Genomic DNA, 20,328 nt, shown 5'->3' on the forward strand with positions numbered 1-20,328 from the left:
GCATAGTAAATAATCATTATGTTATAAGTTAAACATAATGATTATTTATTCAAATCTTAGTTTTGCGACAGCCCCTCACGAACCACAAGACATTACCATTTATACTTCTTAATAAGAACTATTTTAATTGACAATAATTTAGTTTATAATATAGTAGTTATGTAATACTTTAAATCAAATCATAAAAAACGCCCACAACCAAAAGCTGTGGGCGTTCCACCATACAATATATAATAAACTATTTCGATTTCAATGTATTTTGATTATCCACATACACGTAATACGCTCCCTTTGGATTGTTGTCAGCAGTAATAAAAGTAGCTTGCATTGTTGTTTCGCCTTTTGGAACTTCCACTTCAAAAACAACACTTTTTGCATTTGGATCTACTGTTTGTTTCCAAATTTTATTACCAATTCTAAGTTTAGCACTGATAAAATCAAAAGTCTTACCTTCAGGTAATATATAATCAGGTGCATCTGAGATAAACTTCGGTGCTGCAGCATTTAACTGTAAGTCGGCCTCTTTTGGCCATCTACTCAATGCTATTTGATATTTACCTGGTTTTGTAAAATCAACTCTCCATTCTCCATCAATACCCACACCTTTACGGATCAACTTCTGATTCCAAGCAATCGGCTGCTTTTCACTAATATGCCAATCGTGTGCTGTCAGCATCGAAAGTGGCTCTTCTTTGGTTCCCAATTTGATATAAGGGAAATTTTTAAAAGTAGGTGAGATCGATGCCCAGTTGGCTTCATATGCTTCACGAAGTGCTTTTACCTTCTCTGGATATTGATTTGCAACATCTTTTAATTGAGACGGATCCTTTGTAAGATCATATAACTCTTTTCCGTTAATCAACCTCCAACGCTCATTCATCACATAAGAATTACGCCATTTTTCGGGGTAAGGAACACGTTGAGAATCTCCAATCAATACTCTTTCTTTCGACTTTTTCTTGGCTTTCTCATCTCCTTTGATGACCTCTGTAATATCCATTCCATCAAACTCAATTTCTTTTGATGATTTTAATTTACAAAGCTTCATCAATGTCGGTAAAACATCAAGGTGTGCAGACAAGAAATCCATATCTTTTCCGACATTCAAACCACCATTTTTCCAATGAATATAAAACGGAACTCTATGTCCACCTTCGTAAGCACTTCCTTTGGTTCCTCTCATGTTTGCATTGTACCCGTTCTTTAACTTTGCTCCTTTGAAAGATGCTCCGTAAGCAGTACCGTTGTCAGACATAAAAATTAAAATGGTATTATCTTCGATTTCCCACTCTTTAAGTTTCGTTCTCAGTTTTCCTAGATTTTCATCGATATTGGTAATCATTCCGTAGAATTTTGATCTACTTTTTGGGATACCTTTATCTATATAGGGTTTAGCATATTCTGCCGGCACATTTAATGGGCCATGAGGAGCATTTGTGGCGATATAACAGAAAAATGGTTTCTTCTTCTCTTTATTTTTTTCAATAAAACTTAGTGCTTCACTGAACCAAACATCTGTACAATAGCCATCCGCTTTTTCCTCCTTACCATTTCTCAAGTAAACATCATCAAAGTAATCATTATTCCAATGATCAGGCGTTTGACCTACACCTCCACCTCCATGGAAAAAGGCTTCTTGGAAACCTCTATAATGGGGAGCAAAAGGAAAGTTGTCTCCTAAGTGCCACTTTCCAAACATGGCAGTAGCATAATTATTTTCTGAAAAAACATCAGCCATTGTCACTTCATCTTCATACAACATTGACCTTCCCATCACTGTATGCCATACACCTACTCTGTTACAATCCCTACCCGTCATCAGTGCGCTTCGGGTTGGAGCACAAGTAGGGCTTACATGAAAATTGGTCAAGCGTAAACTTTCACTGTAAAGTTGATCCATTTCTGGAGTATTTACCTCCTTATTTCCATGTGCTTTAATATCCCCATAACCTTGATCATCGGTCACGATTAAAATCACATTCGGTTGTTTGATTTCATCCTCACATCCTATCAAATACAATAAAGGCAGAAATAAAAGAGTGCCCGAAATCCAATACTTTAGTTTATTCAATCTCATTTCTTATCATTCAAAAAAGTTGTTCTATATCTCTTTACTTACCTAAAATTAGCGTTTCATACCTTAACACTAGGGAATAAAAACCGTATTCATGAGGGTGAAATTCTTCTATTCATTTTTTAATCCTTTTCCATTCCTTCTTTTCTCCTTTTTTCTATCAATCTATAAGAATTCTCTTGATATATTGTTTTCGATCGGCATTGATCCTCAAAACGTATACTCCGCTTTGCAGTGCTTTGGTATCCATTTTTACTACTGAGGAATTTATTTCATGAAGTGACATGACTCTCCTTCCTTCCAAGTCTACTACATCAACATTCAACTCTGAAGGTACTCCAACATTCGTCATATCTATGGTACATTGTGACGCTATTGGGTTAGGAAAAACCTTAATTGTTTCATCTTGATCAAAACGCCCTATACCGGTTGGTACTTCATCGTCCTCATCGTCAGAATTTCCTCCAAGACCAAGATTTACTCTAGTCCCAACTTTAGCCCAACCACTTCCTTTTAATGCACACCAATAGGCTCCTTCCGTATAAGGATCCGGTTTGAAATCAGTAATCACATCAGGCTGACCAAGATTGTTATTTACCTTTATCCAAGTACTCCCTCCATCTTCTGAAAGGTAGGCTCCTGGATTCATGATGGTCGCTCCTTTATTTTCGTGAGGCAAAGCGGCTACTACCGTAATAATTGAAGAATTCAGTGGGGAAACTTCCGTTTGCCAAATATAAGGTAAATCAAAAATTTTACTCCATGACATTCCTTCGTCTTCACTTTTCCAAACACCACCTTCTGTCATTTTTCCGTCTTCAGTACCACATGAAATATACATGGATCGGTTATTTCTATCTATAAAAAAGTTATTGACAGATTGAATTGTTGAAGGGATCGTCATTTCTTGCCACGTTTGACCTTGATCCGTTGTTTTGTAAAGGCCACCTTTCTCTCCACTTCGATTTTGATTAAGTGCCGCATACAAGGTTTTTGAATCATTGGGGTCCATCACGATCCTCCTAACACTTGGTGTTGCGGGCAAACCATTATTCATGATACTCCAAGTTTTGCCCTCATCTGTACTTTTATAGACTCCAAAATCATAAAAATCTTTTGGGATTTTGTTGGCACTTACCTCGGCCACTGCATTTTCAATCACACAAAAGTAAAGGGTTTTGGGATTTTCAGGATCTATTGTCAATGAGTATTGGAAAAGCATATCGCTTGAATCATTCCCTTCATGTTGAATTGCTTTAGCCACATTGGTCCATGTTTTTCCTCCATCTGTTGACTTCCTCAAATACCCTCTATGACTTTGTCTAAACATCAATATATAAATGACATCTGGATTATGGGGATGTACTGCTACAGTCGCAATAGAATGAGCTCCTTTCTTGTGTACTTGTCCTTCTATCTGTTTCACCGCTATAGCCTCTTTGTCCGGATAATTTCCTAAACCAGCAGACTCCCAAAGTCCATGCTCTCCACTGCAGAAAAAATAACGTCCTTCTTTACCTGTTTCTAATAACATAAAACGACCTGGAAGATTACTATCTCCAGTCCCAACCCAATGTCCACTTCCTTCTTCGGTTTCAACATCATCAATCTGCTGCCATGAGACACCTCCATCCACAGTCTTCAATACTTGTTGATCCAAACAGATAAACGCCACCCCCTTCTGATTGATCGCTAAAAAACGATTCCCAAATGTTTCTTCCATATTTTCCATTTGGTATTGAAGATGAGCAAACTTAGTATTCATTCCCTCAGGTTGATTTCGTTTACTCCAATACATTTGATCTTTTTCCTGCAACCAATATGTACCTGTTCGTGCTGTAGCATTCCAAGTGATACCACCATCTGAAGTTTTCCAAACATCCCCAGGGCCAAAACTATAATCATGCTTTACATTATGCCCCAAATAAATCTCGTTTTTATTGAGAGGGTTAACCACTATTCGATTAAATACGGGCAATACTTGTAGAGGGAAAGTTGTATATTTTGCTTTAAAATCATTTTTAGACATTCCGAGCCAATAAGACACTGCTCTCCAGTATTTATCTTTGGAGATATAATTTGTAATTTGAGTCATATCCAACGCTAAATTCCCTGTAATACTTTCCCATGATTCTCCTTGGTCTGTACTCTTGTAAACACCACCTGTTGAAGAAATTGAATGGTTTGCCCCAGAGTGAAAATGAGTCTGTTCCAACACATAAAAAATGAGATCACGAGTTGACTTATCATAATAATAAGTCATATCACGGGGATTATTGTTCGGTAGTCCATCTGCACTAAGATTCCAAGTCTTACCTTGATCTTTACTTTTATATACCCCTGAGTTGGCTACCATCAGTATGATATTATTATTTATCGGGGAAACGATAATTTTACCTACGTCCAAAGTAGAAGGTAAACCTGTCTTTATCTTTTTCCAAGTCTTCCCTTTATCCGTACTTTTCCAAATATGTCCATAAGCAGAATAATTATAAGTATGTCCTAAAGTATTATTTTGATTTCTATGATTTGCTTTAATATTCCAAAAGTCACCTGCTCCTATATACCAATTACTATCATCTGTTGGGTCAACAGTCATTTCTGAATGTCTTCCTCCACCATTAAATGAAGATTGAAATTGCCAAGTACGCCCTTTATCCACTGACTTATATAGGTGCCCCCTCACATCTATCGCAAATCCAAAATCAGCGTCTTGATGGGAAAATACAATCGACTGAATACGTCTCATGTCTTTTCCGCTTCCATCCACATCTTTTATCGTATGCCAAGAATTTCCTCCATCCCAAGAACCGTAACTATTATACATATCTGGAGACATAAAAAGTACATCATCCTCGGTAGGGTGACACCAAAACTCTTCACAATAACCTGACATCCCCGGACCGAATTGAGTCCAAACATACTCGTTATTTGATATTAGTTTAGTTGTTTGAAGTTCCTTAAAAAAAGTAGTGGTAGAAGTTGATTTTGTTTTTTGGGGCAGTGTGTCATTCTCAGACAAAAAAGCCATTGCATTAGTACTACAAAAGCAGTGTATTCCTAACCAAGTTATGCTGTAAAGTAATAGTTTCATGTTCATCATTCCATTTTATTTCATACTATAAAAATACCGAACTATACCTGAAGTCTAAGAAACGAATAAACTGATAATGGGACACTTATCATTATACCGATGTAAAATTAATGCTTTACTCCCCTTTTTAAATCACTAACCACTTGTTTTTATAATGTATAAAAACTTACAAATCCACATTTACAAACTGAGTTTTTTCTGAACAATTTCAGATTCAACCAGATTAATACTGAATAAAATTTCACCCCTACTATTCGTTTACTTTTATCTGATACTAAAGACTTTAAAAACACAATATTGAGGAATAACAGAACAATTTTTAATAAAGTATAACTGATAAATGAGATGAAAAACTTACTTCTATTACTTTTTTTATATTGCCTGACTTTCAGCTATGCAATAAAGGCACAAGACACCCTAGATATCAATCTCAACATGAAGCACATTGTTGGTAATAGTGCTGAATTTGACAGATCTAAATTTATGGTGTATCATGAAAGCATCACAGGAAATGAATGGGACAGTGATCAACAAAGAGCATCTTTTTTAAATGACTATGATGTGTATTTGGGTCGTAACAATGGTTCTATCGTCTGGGAATTCAACCAAGTGAGAGAAGATCCCAATAAAAAAGGATGGCCTGACCCCCAACATATTCAACAAAAAGGAGAAGAAACGAGAAAAAATTACGCAAGAAGAACAGCTGCTCATGAGCTAGAACACCGAATTGTAACAAGTATGGAAGGTGGTCAAATGTCACCAATGTACCCTAATGGACAAAAAACAAAACCAAGTTCTTGCTGTAGCGATGCTTCTCCTTGGGAATATGAAAACTATGATGCAGTCGCAGAATTTTATAGTGGATATCTTACCCATTATTTTGGGGAAGGTGGAACTTCAGGTAAACAAAAACCTTTGATGTTAGAAGTTTTAAATGAACCGTTTGTAAAAGCAAATGATTACAGCACATCAAATATTGAGATTGCCAGAATGCATAATGTGGTGGCTCAACGTGTCAAAAAAGATCACCCTGATGTAATGGTAGGTGGTTATACCGCTGCACATCCTGCCTTTGAAAGTGCTGATTTCAAACATTGGGATAACAATTGGAGAATGTTTATTGATGAAGCAGGTGAAAATATGGATTTCTTTTCTTTCCATTTGTATGACTTTGTAGGGGATAATACAACGATGGTTGAAAAACAAAGAAAGGGAAGTAACATTGAAGCTATTATGGATATGATCAACCATTATAGTGTATTAAAGTTAGGTGAGGTAAAACGATGGTCAATTTCAGAGTATGGGTGGTTTTGCCCGAGTTGTGATGGCCCTTATTATCCTGAACGAGATTGGTACAATGTAAGGTCATTCTCTTCTATGTTACTTCAATTATTAGAGAGACAAGATCAAATTATCAATGCTATTCCATTCTTATTAACCAAAGCAACTTGGGCACATAATAAAGCTGAGGATGAATATAATGCCTATGGTCCAAGATTGATGAGAGAGTTAGGTGAAATGGAAGGCGAAGCACCTCACTCAGGATATGTTTACACTGACCTTATTAAATTTTTTCAACTTTGGGCCAATGTAAAAGGTACTCGTATTGATACCAAACCCAATGATTTTGATTTACTCTCTGATGCTTACGTTGATGGTGAAAAATTATATTTGATTTTAAGTAATTTGAACCCTGAAGAGAAAGAAGTACAGTTGAATATCAGTGAGCTTTCGAACTACCCTGTTGAAAATATCATGGTGAAACACGCGTATGAAATCAATACACTTACACAACTTGATACTATCAACTATACTGAACATCTTGATAAAGTAACGTTAGGGGCGGAAGCGACAATGATTTTGGAATATACATTTGCGAGTGCTTTTGATATCAGCGAAACAAAAACAGAAAATCTATTCTACGCAAGTTCCTACCTACAACCTATTAAGGCTAATCTACCGGTACATTTTTCTATCAATAATGTCACTACAACTGATCATGGAGAAGCTATTCTTCGTATTGGTTTAGGTCGTGATTTAGACAAATCGTTAGATCCAACTTTAACTGTTAATGGAACAAACATACCGTTCCCAAAAAACTGGAAAGGTAATGGGCAAGAAAATAGAGATCGCTTCTTTGGGGTCATTGAGGTACCAATTCCTTATGAACTAATCAAAGAAAATAATGATATTTCAATCAATTTCAGCGATGATGGTGGACATGTCACTACATTGATTTTAAAGACTTATGATCTTTCTGTTCCTGTTAACCGTTCAACTTTTAAGGATGGAAATGTAGATAAACCACTTGGTTTAGGTCAATATAGTGAAGAACTGAAGGTATACCCTGTACCTTCAGACCACTTACTTCACATTGAAGGATTGAGTAATAAAGACAGCTATCAAATCCTCTCTCTTTCGGGAGAGGTACTGATAAGTTCTGACCAACAAACAATTGATATTTCTGGTTTGAACAATGGCATTTATATACTTACTGTAACTACTGAAAACGGTATAAGAAGTAGAAAAATAATAAAACAGTAGTCCTTCATCAACCTTACTTAAAGCAAAATAGTATTACTCCAACCCATCGAACTATTACTTTCTATTATTAGAGTTTTCGATAGCATAAGAATTAGAAATCCTATGATTTCTGAAGATCTTTAAAAACAAATGACACTATCACTCAAGGTATTGCAGTGATAGTGTCATTTATCGTCATCTTTTAATCAACCTTTCTGCAAGCTTTTATATCCTACTTTCAAGCGTTCTTCTTCTTCATTTTTCCATTGATGAAAAACGAAGCAAAAAATCTAGGCTTTGAACGCAAAAGCTAAATTTCATTCCATTCGCCTAAATGATTTTAAACTCGCTAAAGCTCAAACAAGAAAATCATTTTTAACGGCTCATTCCATGAAATTTTTAACGCTTTTCCCTTCAATGCCGGGGTAGGAGTACTACCAAACTAAAATGATAGAAGGCTCACATGCGCGAATGTTAAGTGTAAGTTTCATTCGTGTCATACAGATCATCAGAAATCTCCTGATTTCTAAACACTATGAATAATGAAAACTTAGTTTACAGTGTGTTTATCGTAAACTAAGTTTGCGTTAATTACAATGAATACCTATATGAATAGTGAATAGTTATGTATTATGGTTCGCAATGACGTTGCAATGCCACGACCCTACAGAACTGCATTTTAGAAGATAATTACAAAACCCTTATCTTTTGATCTGTAATCAGGCAATCATTTTGTAGTAAATCTCCCGGCCTTGAAGGGAAAAGCGTGAAGAATTTCATGGAATGAGCCGTTAAAAATGATTTTCTTGTTTGAGCTTTAGCGAGTTTAAAATCATTTAGGCGAGAGAAATGGAATTTAGCTTTTAACTTCAAAGCCTTGACTTTTTTGCTTCGTTTTTGTGTTAAGACAAAAATGAAGAGGAAGGAAGTTTGGAAGTAGACCCTATGAAGTATAGTAGAAATAGGGAATGAAAGATAACGAAAACTTAGTTTATAGTGTATTTGTTAGAAATCTATTATTGTAATGCAAAAAAAGCACAATCTTCTATTGAGGATTAGTGCCTTTTTAATTGTTTGTTGTATATGTTTAGTTGTAAAGCTTTATCTGAATTAATGAGTCAGTGTCATTTCTATTTTATTACCATTTACAAAACAACGGTGTATATCTATATTCTCAACATCATCAAATACAATTGGAGATCTTTTATCATCATTGGTAGTAAAAAGTTTTACACTTTCCATAAACACACCTTCCATATGTCTTAAATAAATTCCTGATGCAGGCAATGTGCCTCCTAATCTTCTAAATTCCGGCCACCACCCTTCCAATACATCTGGAGTTAATTCTTTTACTTCAGCTTTTGACAGGGATTCTGATGCTTCCTCTCCAGCAATATGCATATTGATATTCTTCAAAGTAATATTTTTGATACGACCTTCTGGTAAACCTGTCATTGCAATTACAGCGTTCTTTTCTACCATACGATTATCGATTTGGAAGTTTTCAAAAGTCATGTCTCCCATATAATGCATTGGAGACAACTCTTCTGGTGCATCTACATGAGCTCTTTGCTTACAAAATGTCATAAAGATCGGTCGAGGTACGTTGGTCATTGTCATATTTGAAAAAGTCATGTTTTTCATTGCACCGCCTTCATTCATTTGAATTTTCAAGCCACTATCTTTGATGTTTTTAAAAGTACAGTTGGTTACATTCACCCTTTCAAAATCTCCTCTTGATAACAAACCAATACGTATTCCTGCCCATTTACTTTCAAAAATACAGTTATTAATCACTATGTCAGTACATGATCCATTAGGGTCTGAGGCTTGTAGACAGATCGAATCGTCACTAGTATCAAAAGAACAATTCGATACCATCACATTATTACAGCCATCAAAGTCTAAACCATCTCCGTTGTGATTCACTCGACTTTTAATACGAATACCTTCTACTACTATTTCATTACAATTGATCCAAGCTGAAGTCCAAGCCGCCGGATTGATGAGCTGAATTGACCTCATTTGAATATTAGAACAGTTAAGGAATCGAATCAACATTGGTCTCCCGGTTTTTCGATTAAAAAATTTAGGATGACCATTCCCGTCTATTGTCCCTCTACCTTCAATGCCGAAAAATTTTGCATTTTCAGCATAGATAAGGCAACGGTCCATGTGGGGCTCATTTTTATATCTGTTCTTGTGTGTGTCTTTGGTATAATCATTTATATCTGGGCTTCCCTTCAATGTAGCTCCATTTTCCACAAAAAGTGTGACATAATCTTTGAGATAAATAGTACCTATTAGCACTACTTTTCCTGAAGGAATAATCACTCTACCTCCACCGCTTTCACTACATTTATTGATAGCTGTTTGTACAGCTTTGGTATCATTAGAAGTACCGTCTGCCAAGGCACCATAATCCAAAACTGAATAATCTCGTCCAAAAAGTGGGGAAGTCAAAAAAGTGCCTAATACCATCAGTACAAGCAGGCAATAGGTAGTATTCAAAGATTTCATTAACTAAATCTAATTATGATTTATTTCATTCATTTCATAGAAAATAAATACTCAAGTCGGTCTCACTTCAACAATTATCTTCCATAACAAACATACCGTTTTCATTAATTAACCTTTGAAAAAAAACTACTGATAAAAGGGGAGTTTTTTACTATGATGCTATAATGAAGCGTTTTTTGGGGGTGTAATCACGAAAAAGAATAAAAAAAGAGAGCCACCGCAGTGACTCTCTCTTCAATTATCTAATGACGGTTACATTGGTAACATCTCTATGATGCGTTCCAAAAAACTCACTATCATATTCTATCACTATGGTATAAACAGAACCTGGCACTAGTTTATTTTGATAAGTTCCATCCCAACCTCTACCTTCTTGATTGGCAGCATTTGAGTTTTCATAACTGTCATGGAATATAATTTCACCCCAACTATTATAAACAGTTAGTTTGATATTGACTACATATTTAGACCTTATCAAAAACTCATCGTTTATGCCATCACCATTAGGAGTAAATGCTGTTGGGTTGAAGAAAATAGGAGGACAGCCTCTAGTCACTTTCATTGAAGTTACTGTTTCACAATTGTCTTCAGTGGAAGTATCTATAATCTTCACTGTATATTCTCCCCCATCGTACCTTGTCACTGCAGAGGTCGTTTCTCCTGAATCTTCCCACAAATAAACATAACCTGGCGCTTCTGCTGCTTGAATGACAATTTCACCCAACTCTTCAAAACAAAATAATGTATCCTGTACTGCAAATGCAGGGGGAAGTGGTCGGTGTATAAACTCGTATTCATGTGTAATTAAACATTCAACGCCAGAAATATCATGTGTTACGAGATTGGTCAATGTATAAATACCCGGTTCACTCACGGTCACCTTTGACCCTACTGTACCATTGGACCATTGATACTCACCAAGCGTCCCTTCAAAACCTTCAATAGTTCCATCAATTTCTACGTCATCCCCTTCACAAGCATAGTAAAGTGTTTGAGTAGGCTTCGGTAATTTAATAATGAAAATCTGTACACTTGCTTCCGTAAAGCATCCTGTATCGTTCCAAGCCTTGACCCTATATTCGGTAATATCCTCTGTTGGTGATACTGTGATTTCGGAAGTCGTTTCCCCTGTACTCCATTCAAATACGGTTCCGCCTTCTACTGAAAGTGTGGTCGAAGAACCTTCACATACATAGAAATCTTCTTTTTGGACCAAATAGGGATAATCACTAACATAGACTTCTTGTATTATTTCTTTAGTACAGCCTTTCAGCGATTCGATAATTAGTTTTACTTTATAAGTACCTGGTGCAGCATAAGTAAATGTTGGTGAAACCGCGGTAGAACTTACTGTTGTCGAATCATTTTCCCAATCAAAATACCACACAAAACCTTTTACTAAATTGGGGTTATCACTTATTCTGACACCTTCATAAGTGGACGTGTTATTGTAAAGTGTAGGTTCCCCTACACACACATCTTCAGCCTCAAAACTCACATCGGGCAATGCATAAATCAAAATAGAAGAAGACGTGGTGACAGGTGTACAAGTATTGTCTGAAGAAACTGTTAAGTTAACAGTATAAGTACCCGGTGCTGCAAATTTATAATGTGATATTGGATCAGTGGTTGTATAACTGTCCACAACACTTCCATCCAATAAGAACTCCCAAGTATAATCTACAATTTCTCCTGTAGTATAGGGTGTAAAATTCGACTGACTACCATCAAAAGTAGCTGAATCAAGCATACAAACCGGTACGAGATCACCAATTACAGGCACAGGAGATGGCGTAAACTTCACGTTAAACGTTCTTGTTGAATAACCTACACCTGTATCTGTATGATTATTTTTACTGTCGATAAAATCGATGTATTCGGCATCTACCCAAATTTCGAGGGTGTAGTCCCTGCCTTCTTCATCATTCGGATTCACTTCAAAATAACCTCCTGAAGATCCATAAGTAAATGAAGCCAATGCGTCTGTTCCTCCACTAGAGGCTGGAATATTTTCTCCATCCACACTCCACTGGTATTTAGTAACGCCTTTATAACTGAATTTGTCAGGCACAACAAGATTCGCTACTTCAAAATCCTTATCGTAACCTTCTACTGTATAAGGAGATTCGGTTATACATACCACAACATCTTCTATTTCTAGCTCAGGTTTCTTGAAAATGGTGATAGATTCATCCGTGATGGCATCATAATTACAAGAAGCATTACCTTGATCTCCTAAGTCTAGCGTTGATTCAAAGACTAGTTTGGGAGTATAAATAATATTAGAATCAAGTTCATAAGTAAAAGTCTGTAAAGAGTCCACCCCATTATAGCCGTCTCCTGAAGCCCAGTTATAAGCGATATCAATTACCTCACTTGATACATAAGCAGGAAGAGCCACCATATCAGTAGTTAGAGGTGCATATCCCGCTTTCTTATTAATATAAAATGAGCCTGTCACTCCTTTTACATTGATGGCTATTGGTGCTGCCGTAGCTGTACAATATTGTACATCAGTGGTCTCCAAGTAGACTTCATAATCCCCTGAAATAAAATAATATTCCAGTTCACCTGTACTACTTTCAATGGTATTGATTAGTAGATCTTCTTGCATTATAGTCCACTTCCAACTGTAAATCGGAACATCAGAACCATCAGCATATTTTCTTGGAATTGAATTCCCTTCTGTTCCATCGGCTTTATCCGTAAACGTTATGGCACCCGGACAATTTAAAACTGAATCCGTAGCCGTAAATCCAGCAACAGCTTTTGGTAATTCAGGCACTTCAAAATAGATAGTATCTTTCTCAGAATATCCATTTCGGTCTTTAATTGTTAATTCCAAAGTGTACGTCCCTTCCGTAAAGGAATTAAATTGGAAGATATAGTTGTCTCGATTATAACTTGTGATGGATGACCATTGTTGTTCTGGTTCCTTTTTTATTCTCCACCTATACTCTGCGTAATAAGGTGAATAGACAGTAGTATCAGAAACTTTTGGGTCAATATAAGTTTCTAAATAATCACACTGAAAATTAAAACTTATGTGTCGAGCTATTCCAGTGTCATCACCTGCCTCAGGAAAATCAAGAATAGGTTTTGTAACCAAAGTATAAGTGTAATTGGAGTAAACCTCACAACTAGTAAGATCAGCAGTCACTTTTAAGTAAACATAATTGCTGATATACTGAGGTTTATTTAACTCATCATACGTTATTACAAAATCCTCAACGACAGTGCCCGTACCACTTTTTACCATTTCATCATTATGATACCACTCCCATTTTGGGTTAGGAGCCTCAATCTTGTATCCTGGCCTTACAGAATAAGTAACTTCATCTCCTAATGTGGCCACTGATACGTTTGAGGTGACATCAAATTCCATGGCACGAACCGTTATCTCACCTTGTTCCACTACTTCAGAACACCCATTATAATATTGAGCGTTTAACTCTGCAACCCAAACACCGGATTGACTGAATGTCATTTCGGTGGTTCTTGAACTGTAAGAGGGATAAATTCTCTTGTTTGTTCCTTTCTTTTTAAATGACCAACTATAATATCCTCCGTCAGTTACTTTGGGATCAAAATATAAAGTAGTTCCTTGGCAGATTTCAGATGGCTGAGTATAACTCTCAATATTTTCATGATACGTAAAGTCCCAATGAATTTCGATTGGTTCAGGTTTTTGAGCAATATAAATGGAGGAAGTTACACTATGCACACAATAAACTGGTGGTTCTTCGGGTGTTTTTGAAGGTAAAGCACTCGAATTTTCTACCGTCAATGTCACACTCACTTCGTCACCATAATCAATGGCTAAGGCCTGAAAATCGGGATGGTTGACAATGTCTTCATTAATATCCTTGGTAATAATTTGAGCGGTCCTAAATCCTACTTCAATATCCCATATATAATCACTTCCTTCACCTGCTCCAATTGACTCATTCTCAATGTAAATTTTATCAGGATCACACAGTTCAGTTACACCTAATTCAAATTTAGCGAGCGGCTCTAAAATCGTGATTTTTTTATAAACAGGCTGCCCTTCACAACCATCTTGTACCGCTTTCAAACCTACTGAATACTCTCCTGGCTCAAGGTGATCATACGTTTGTATACCATTGCGTCCAAATGAAGAAGTCCAAACATCAGTACCAAAATAATCCCATAAAAAAGTTACATCGCCCTCACTTCCTGTACCTAAATCGGTGGTATTATTAAACTCAATAAGTGAACCATTACAATAATCAGGTCCATCAAGTACCTCGAAATCTACTTTTACCGCTTCTCCCACTTTCAACTCATCTGATGCTGTTACTGTACATCCAGCTGCAAAGTCAATCTGAACTATAATATCATAAACTCCAGCTTCCAAGGATTTCAATTCAAAGTTTTTGCTCGTACTTGTATATACTTTACCTGTTGACCTTTCTTCTGCTTCCCACCTTCTACTTGTTGAATTGTCTTTGATTAATGCGTCATCTTGAATCAATTCATAACCTATCGTCAATGTGTGGGGTGCACAAGAACTATACAAACCCATAATTTCTGCTTCAATGGGATATGACGAAATTTCGATTTCATTAATGACACATTCACCTGCATCATTCGCCACCAATTCAATGATATGCTCTCCGTACCCTGTTAACGGAATGGTGGGATTATCTTCATTCTCAAATAACCTCTCATCGACTCCTTTTCGCCTCCAGAAAAAATTGGTAATTCTTCCATTCAAATTTTGGATGGATAACACCACATTAAAATTATTTGTACAAAAAGTAGAACGATTGGCTTTAATACTAATGTCTGAGAGTTCCATCGGTGGAACATCTACGTATAATGTATAACTACAACTACCCACCTTGGCTGTTACGGTTTTTGTTACCGTATAACTTCGGGTATTTGTAAAATTATGACGCATTTTTTCTGGATAAACAGAAGTATACTTCACACCATCTCCAAAATCCCAAGTGATCGTTTGACCATCGAGGTTATCGGGTAATGAGGGCGTAAATGTTACAGGGTAAATGGCACAATATGTATCCGGTAATTCGTAGGTAAACATATCAGCATCTACGCCTAATGCCACTGGAATCGATGCCGTTTGAGAACATCCTCCATAAGTTGCCGTGACCGTTAAAGTGTAATGATCTCCTTTTGCAATATCATAGTTGTTACTTACTCTGCTGCCTTGAGCCGTATTACCATCACCAAAATCCCACTCATAAGTTACACCTGAAGACACCTTCGCTCCAGTTTCTTCAAATATTGTTGAAGCATTGAAGGTTTGAGTAACCTGAGTAGCACAGGTAATCAAAGATGAAGGAGAAATACTCGGAACAATCAACTCTGAAATTGTAATGTATTCATTTGTCGTTTTAATAGCACAATCGTTATCTGTTGTTCCGTAAATAGTTGCTGTATAAGGTTGTTCTCTTGCTGGCAAAGGATTTGACAATTCATTTTCGGCTAACACTTGACCATTAACGGTAAACTTTACATCCTTTAGTCTAATGGACGATTCTATTGTAAAAAATACTTGAGTACCGTCACAACCTTCAGTGGTACTTACAGAAAAATCAACTTCTGGAGCTGTAGAAATTTTAATGACCGTTTCTAAAGTTTTAGATTGCCCACCTTGAGTGAAAGTCACTTTTAGATTGAATGATTTATCTTCATCCGTCTGGAAAATATGATACGGGTTGTTCTCTACTGAAGTGTTCCCATCGCCAAAATCCCAAGAAAGATTAGAAACACTTCCCTTTCCATCTTCATCAATATAAAAATAAGAACTGTAGGTCAAGCAACGTTCTACTGGAGTAGCAATAATATCTTCCCCTCCTGATAAACCCTGACTTGCGTTAGCCATTATCTTCTGAGCAAATGATACAGAAGGTAAACAGAAAAAGGCAAGTAGCAGTACTACTAAATATAAAAGTTTGTTTTTCATTGTGTTAGTTTGCTTTATTTAAATGGATGGAACTGGACAGTTGGCATGACTTGGAATTTCTTTTTTCAAGTTCCTCTTTTTATAATAATTAGGATAGAAATTCAAATCGTATCGTATGGATATTTCATGAGAATTTCCTTCGCCTAAAGTGAGTCCACCAATCGGAAAATCAAAACTATATCCGATCACAAATCGGTTGAATTTAACACCCGACATCACAACCACCGCATCATGATTGAGCTGTGTTGGGTGATCATTTGCTTTAATCGGCAACCCTCTGTACCAAACACCAAAAATGATGGGGTTGTAATTAACACTTGCCCCTAAACTCAATTGATCTCCAGTTCCTTGAGATTGATAATGCATCATCAGGCTAATCGTTTTATCATCGTAGTCTGCAATCGCTCCTTTCCATTTATAAGTCAATGGAATTCTATAGCCCATATTTACACTAAATCTCAATGGTAAAATATCTACACTATTGACCAGCCTTGAAATGTTGGGTTGATTGATATGGTAAACCGAGGCTCCTACCCAAAGTTGCTTTGAATAAAACATCAAACCCGATGAAATGTCGGGGTAGATTTTATTTTGATCTGTCAATTGATCTGCTGTTGAACCACTTATATTTCCATCATTATCTATCTGATCGTTAAAAGTGAAGCTATTAAAGCCTAAAGACGATTGCTCAAAACCACCCTGTATACCAAAACTTAGGTTATATTTTTTATTGATTTTTAAATGATAAGCCCCCGTCATATTAATCGACAACCGAGTCATAGATGTACCCGATGACACAGCCAAAATATCTTGATGTGCTAAAAAGCCAACACCAAAATTCTTTTTCGGAATCGGCGTATCAAATGAGGCCATAAATGTATTGTAATTCAATGGAATTCCTACCCATTGGTTACGGTAATTAATAGTTGCTCTTCCATCCCCACTTGTTCCAGCTAATGAAGGATTCAGATACAAAGGCGAAGCGTAATATTGTGATAATTGAGCGTCTTGAGCCTGTATTTTAGTAACTGTTGAAAAAAATAAGAGCACAAAACAGATGTACACATTCACGCTGAATAGTTTAACACACATAGTTTTGCTTAAGTACTTAATAATAGTCGTTGTTTACTCAAATCTAATTATTAATTTTCATATTCTACCCAAGAATTGTAATTTTTATGTTTTTGTCACCGTTCGCCCCCTTTTTTATACATCATTTAGGTAAGTACACTGTAAACTAAATTATCATCAACTTTCAATCAACCTTTCTGCAAGCATTTATAGGATCAACTTTCAAGCTTCCTTCTTCTTCATTTTTCCATTGATGAAAAACGAAGCAAAAAATCTAGGCTTAGAAGTCAAAAGCTAAATTTCATTCCTCTCGCCTAAATGATTTTAAACTCGCTAAAGCTCAAACAACAAAATCATTTTTAACGGCTCAATTCATGAAATTCTTAACGCTTTTCCCTTCAAGGCCGAGGAAGATACTACTCAATGATGGTCTGATTACATGTCAAAAGACAAAGGTTTTATCATAATCTTCTAAAATGCAGTGCTGTAGGGACGTTGCATTGCAACGTCCTCGCGAACCACAATACACTACCATTTATCCATCATAAAAGTAATCATATTAATTAACGAAAATATAGTTTACAGAGTAGTAAATACTTGGATAGAAAAAATGGATCACGTTGTAGCCTGAAAAGTGATTTTTACAGAGGTTCAGTGGATGCTGTAATAAAATACTCCTACAGTCTACTTTCAATTTTTGATAGATTTTTTTATAATCGATAACGTTGTAGGGACGTTTCAGTAATACGTCCTCACGAACCACATCAAGAACCATTTTCTTCATTAAAAAACATCCACCTCTAATAAAGACAAATAGTTAAAAAATTGCCTAAAAAAACGTATTATGTGAGTGTAAGTCCAAATTTGACGCAGAGCAACATCTCATTGAGTTAGAAAAAAATAGTTTACCTGCATTGATTCTACTTTTGAATATCAAATGAAATGAAACGGTTATCACATTTATTTATTATGAATAGATTATTTCAACTTCTGTGTTTTTTAATGATTTGTGCTTCATGTACTTCTATCAACAACAAACAAAAAACAAAAAAGAAACCTAACATACTTTTTATTGCGATTGATGATTTAAGACCTGAATTGGGCAGTTATGATAATAGTATAGCGGTTACCCCCCATTTAGATCAACTTTCAGCTCAAGGTATGCAATTTAACAGAGCGTATTGTCAACAAGCAATTTGTAGTCCTTCCAGAGCTAGTGCTATGACAGGAGCACGACCGGAAACGATCAATGTGATTGAAAACTACACGTATTTTAGAGATGAAAACCCTGATATTATTACGCTTCCGCAGCATTTTAAAGAGAACGGTTATGAAACCATGAACTGCGGTAAAGTATATCATGCAAAATATAACGATCCTGAGAAATCTTGGTCCAAAAAACCAGATAAAAAGCTATTAGGGTATAAGTTTAAAGGTTTAGTAGGTGGTTATGCTTTAAAAGAAAATCAAGAAATCTTTAAGAAAAATAAAGCTGAAATGATTGCCAAATACGGTAAGGAAGCCAAGTACGGTCTAGGCATGGGACCAGCATTTGAATGTGTGGACGTTCCTGATAATACATACATTGATGGTATGAATGCTGACCTTGCAATCGCCAATATCAAACAAATGATTACTGAGCAGCCAGACAAACCTTTCTTTATGGGATTAGGGTTTATTTCTCCTCACTTAAACTTTGTTGCTCCTAAGAAATACTGGGATTTATACGATAGAGATCAAATCAAAATAAGTACTCAGACGGAAGCACCTGAAAATGGGGCTGCAATGGGACTTCATGCTTCTTTTGAGTTAAGAACTAGAGCCAATATCCCAAATAAAGGAAAAATTGGAGATGATTTAGCGACGGACTTAATTCATTCTTACTTAGCCACTTCTAGTTATGTAGATGCTCAGATTGGCAAGGTGATTCAAGCATTAAAGAAAGAAGGTATTTTGGATAATACTATCATTATGGTGTGGTCTGACCATGGTTATCACTTAGGTGAAATGGGAATATGGGGAAAGGCTACCAATTATGAAATTGCAACTAGAGTTCCATTAATAGTATGGACACCAGACCAAAAAAGTAGAGGTGTTGCTTCTGATGCATTAGTAGAATTAGTAGACATGTACCCTACACTTTGTGATTTAGCCGGGCTTGATTTACCAAAACATTTAGAAGGGCAATCCTTTGCTCCATTATTGGATCAACCTCAACTCCCTTGGAAAAAAGCAGCGTTTAGCCAATACCCAACTCCTGCCTTAAGAGAGTGGGCTGCGAATCCATTATCAAAAGGGATGAGAGAAACTTATTTCGGACCTTTGATTGAAGAAGTGGAGCAGAAAATCAAAGATCAGATGAAAGAGGACTGGGATAGAGCATTATTCGAAAACGATATTATGGGCTATGCAATGCGTAATAAGGATTACCGTTTGGTGGTTTGGAAAAACCGTAAGCAACCCAATGAAGCACCTCTCTATGTGGAACTTTATGATCACAAAAATGATCCAACAGAAACAAAAAATATCGCCGATTCTTCTCCTGAAATTGTAGCCCAATTAATGGCTCAAATGGACAAAGGATGGAAAGGCAATAAGGCTGGAAAAGAAATATAGGAAGATAATTCTACTTAGGGATTGTCGCAAAACTTATTCTTATATCGCAAGTACATTGTAAACTAAATTTTCATCAATGAATGCAGTTACTTTTATGAAGGTAAATGGTAGTGTATTGTGGTTCGCGAGGACGTTGCAATGCAACGTCCCTACAGAACTGCTTTTTAAAAGATTATTATAAAACCTTTTGTCTTTTAACATATAATCAGACCATCATTGAGTAGTATCTCCCTCGGCCTTGAAGTGAAGTACTATCAAACTGAAATGGTAGAAAGCTCAATGGCGCGAATGTTAAGCGTTGGCGTCATTCGTGTCCTTCAGATCATCAGAAATCTCCTGATTTCTAAACATTATAAATAACGTAAACTTAGTTTACAGCGTGGTAAGTATTAAGTTGATATATTCTTCCAACCTTAAAGACAGTAAACAAATTTCCAAGTAGTTATAAATAGTAAATTCTAAATCACAGTTGTTTTT

The 20,328-nt window shown here is 36.2% G+C and carries 7 protein-coding genes; 2 read left to right on the forward strand and 5 right to left on the reverse strand.

What is annotated here, in order from left to right; all coding sequences use genetic code 11:
* Positions 1–238 precede the first annotated feature (238 nt).
* Positions 239–2,077 carry an arylsulfatase gene (locus IC221_RS20820; RefSeq protein WP_188170807.1) on the reverse strand — a complete coding sequence of 613 codons (1,839 nt, stop codon included), beginning with the start codon at positions 2,075–2,077 and terminating at the stop codon, positions 239–241.
* Between the two features lie 157 nt (positions 2,078–2,234).
* Positions 2,235–5,168 (reverse strand): T9SS type A sorting domain-containing protein, encoded by a 2,934-nt coding sequence (locus IC221_RS20825; protein ID WP_188170808.1) that lies wholly within the window; start codon positions 5,166–5,168, stop codon positions 2,235–2,237.
* 345 nt (positions 5,169–5,513) lie between these two features.
* Between IC221_RS20825 and IC221_RS20830 the strand changes: the two genes are divergently transcribed.
* The gene (locus IC221_RS20830) at positions 5,514–7,712 is read left to right on the forward strand and encodes a T9SS type A sorting domain-containing protein (RefSeq protein WP_188170809.1); all 2,199 of its coding nucleotides are present in this window, start codon (positions 5,514–5,516) and stop codon (positions 7,710–7,712) included.
* Between the two features lie 1,089 nt (positions 7,713–8,801).
* Here IC221_RS20830 and IC221_RS20835 read toward each other — a convergent pair.
* The 3 genes from IC221_RS20835 to IC221_RS20845 all read right to left on the reverse strand — a co-directional run bounded on the left by IC221_RS20835 (position 8,802) and on the right by IC221_RS20845 (position 17,256).
* Complete coding sequence (locus IC221_RS20835; RefSeq protein ID WP_188170810.1) at positions 8,802–10,211, reverse strand: glycoside hydrolase family 28 protein; 1,410 nt, start codon at positions 10,209–10,211, stop codon at positions 8,802–8,804.
* A 238-nt stretch (positions 10,212–10,449) separates the two neighbouring features.
* Positions 10,450–16,164 (reverse strand): PKD domain-containing protein, encoded by a 5,715-nt coding sequence (locus IC221_RS20840; protein ID WP_188170811.1) that lies wholly within the window; start codon positions 16,162–16,164, stop codon positions 10,450–10,452.
* An 18-nt stretch (positions 16,165–16,182) separates the two neighbouring features.
* A complete protein-coding gene (locus IC221_RS20845) occupies positions 16,183–17,256 on the reverse strand; it encodes a type IX secretion system membrane protein PorP/SprF (RefSeq protein WP_082026793.1) in 1,074 nt (357 codons plus the stop codon).
* A 948-nt stretch (positions 17,257–18,204) separates the two neighbouring features.
* On the opposite strand from IC221_RS20845, the gene IC221_RS20850 reads away from it, so the two are divergent.
* Complete coding sequence (locus IC221_RS20850) at positions 18,205–19,851, forward strand: sulfatase (protein WP_188170812.1); 1,647 nt, start codon at positions 18,205–18,207, stop codon at positions 19,849–19,851.
* The last annotated feature ends 477 nt before the right edge of the window (positions 19,852–20,328 follow it).

Origin of the sequence: Flammeovirga sp. EKP202 (assembly GCF_014534745.1) — a bacterium.
Lineage (GTDB): Bacteria > Bacteroidota > Bacteroidia > Cytophagales > Flammeovirgaceae > Flammeovirga.

Bases quoted from the DNA above. Each gene is read 5' to 3' on its own strand.
- IC221_RS20820 (WP_188170807.1), bottom strand. From the start codon at position 2,077: ATGAGATTGAATAAACTAAAGTATTGGATTTCGGGCACTCTTTTATTT.
- IC221_RS20825 (WP_188170808.1), bottom strand. From the start codon at position 5,168: ATGAAACTATTACTTTACAGCATAACTTGGTTAGGAATACACTGCTTT.
- IC221_RS20830 (WP_188170809.1), top strand. From the start codon at position 5,514: ATGAAAAACTTACTTCTATTACTTTTTTTATATTGCCTGACTTTCAGC.
- IC221_RS20835 (WP_188170810.1), bottom strand. From the start codon at position 10,211: ATGAAATCTTTGAATACTACCTATTGCCTGCTTGTACTGATGGTATTA.
- IC221_RS20840 (WP_188170811.1), bottom strand. From the start codon at position 16,164: ATGAAAAACAAACTTTTATATTTAGTAGTACTGCTACTTGCCTTTTTC.
- IC221_RS20845 (WP_082026793.1), bottom strand. From the start codon at position 17,256: ATGTGTGTTAAACTATTCAGCGTGAATGTGTACATCTGTTTTGTGCTC.
- IC221_RS20850 (WP_188170812.1), top strand. From the start codon at position 18,205: ATGAATAGATTATTTCAACTTCTGTGTTTTTTAATGATTTGTGCTTCA.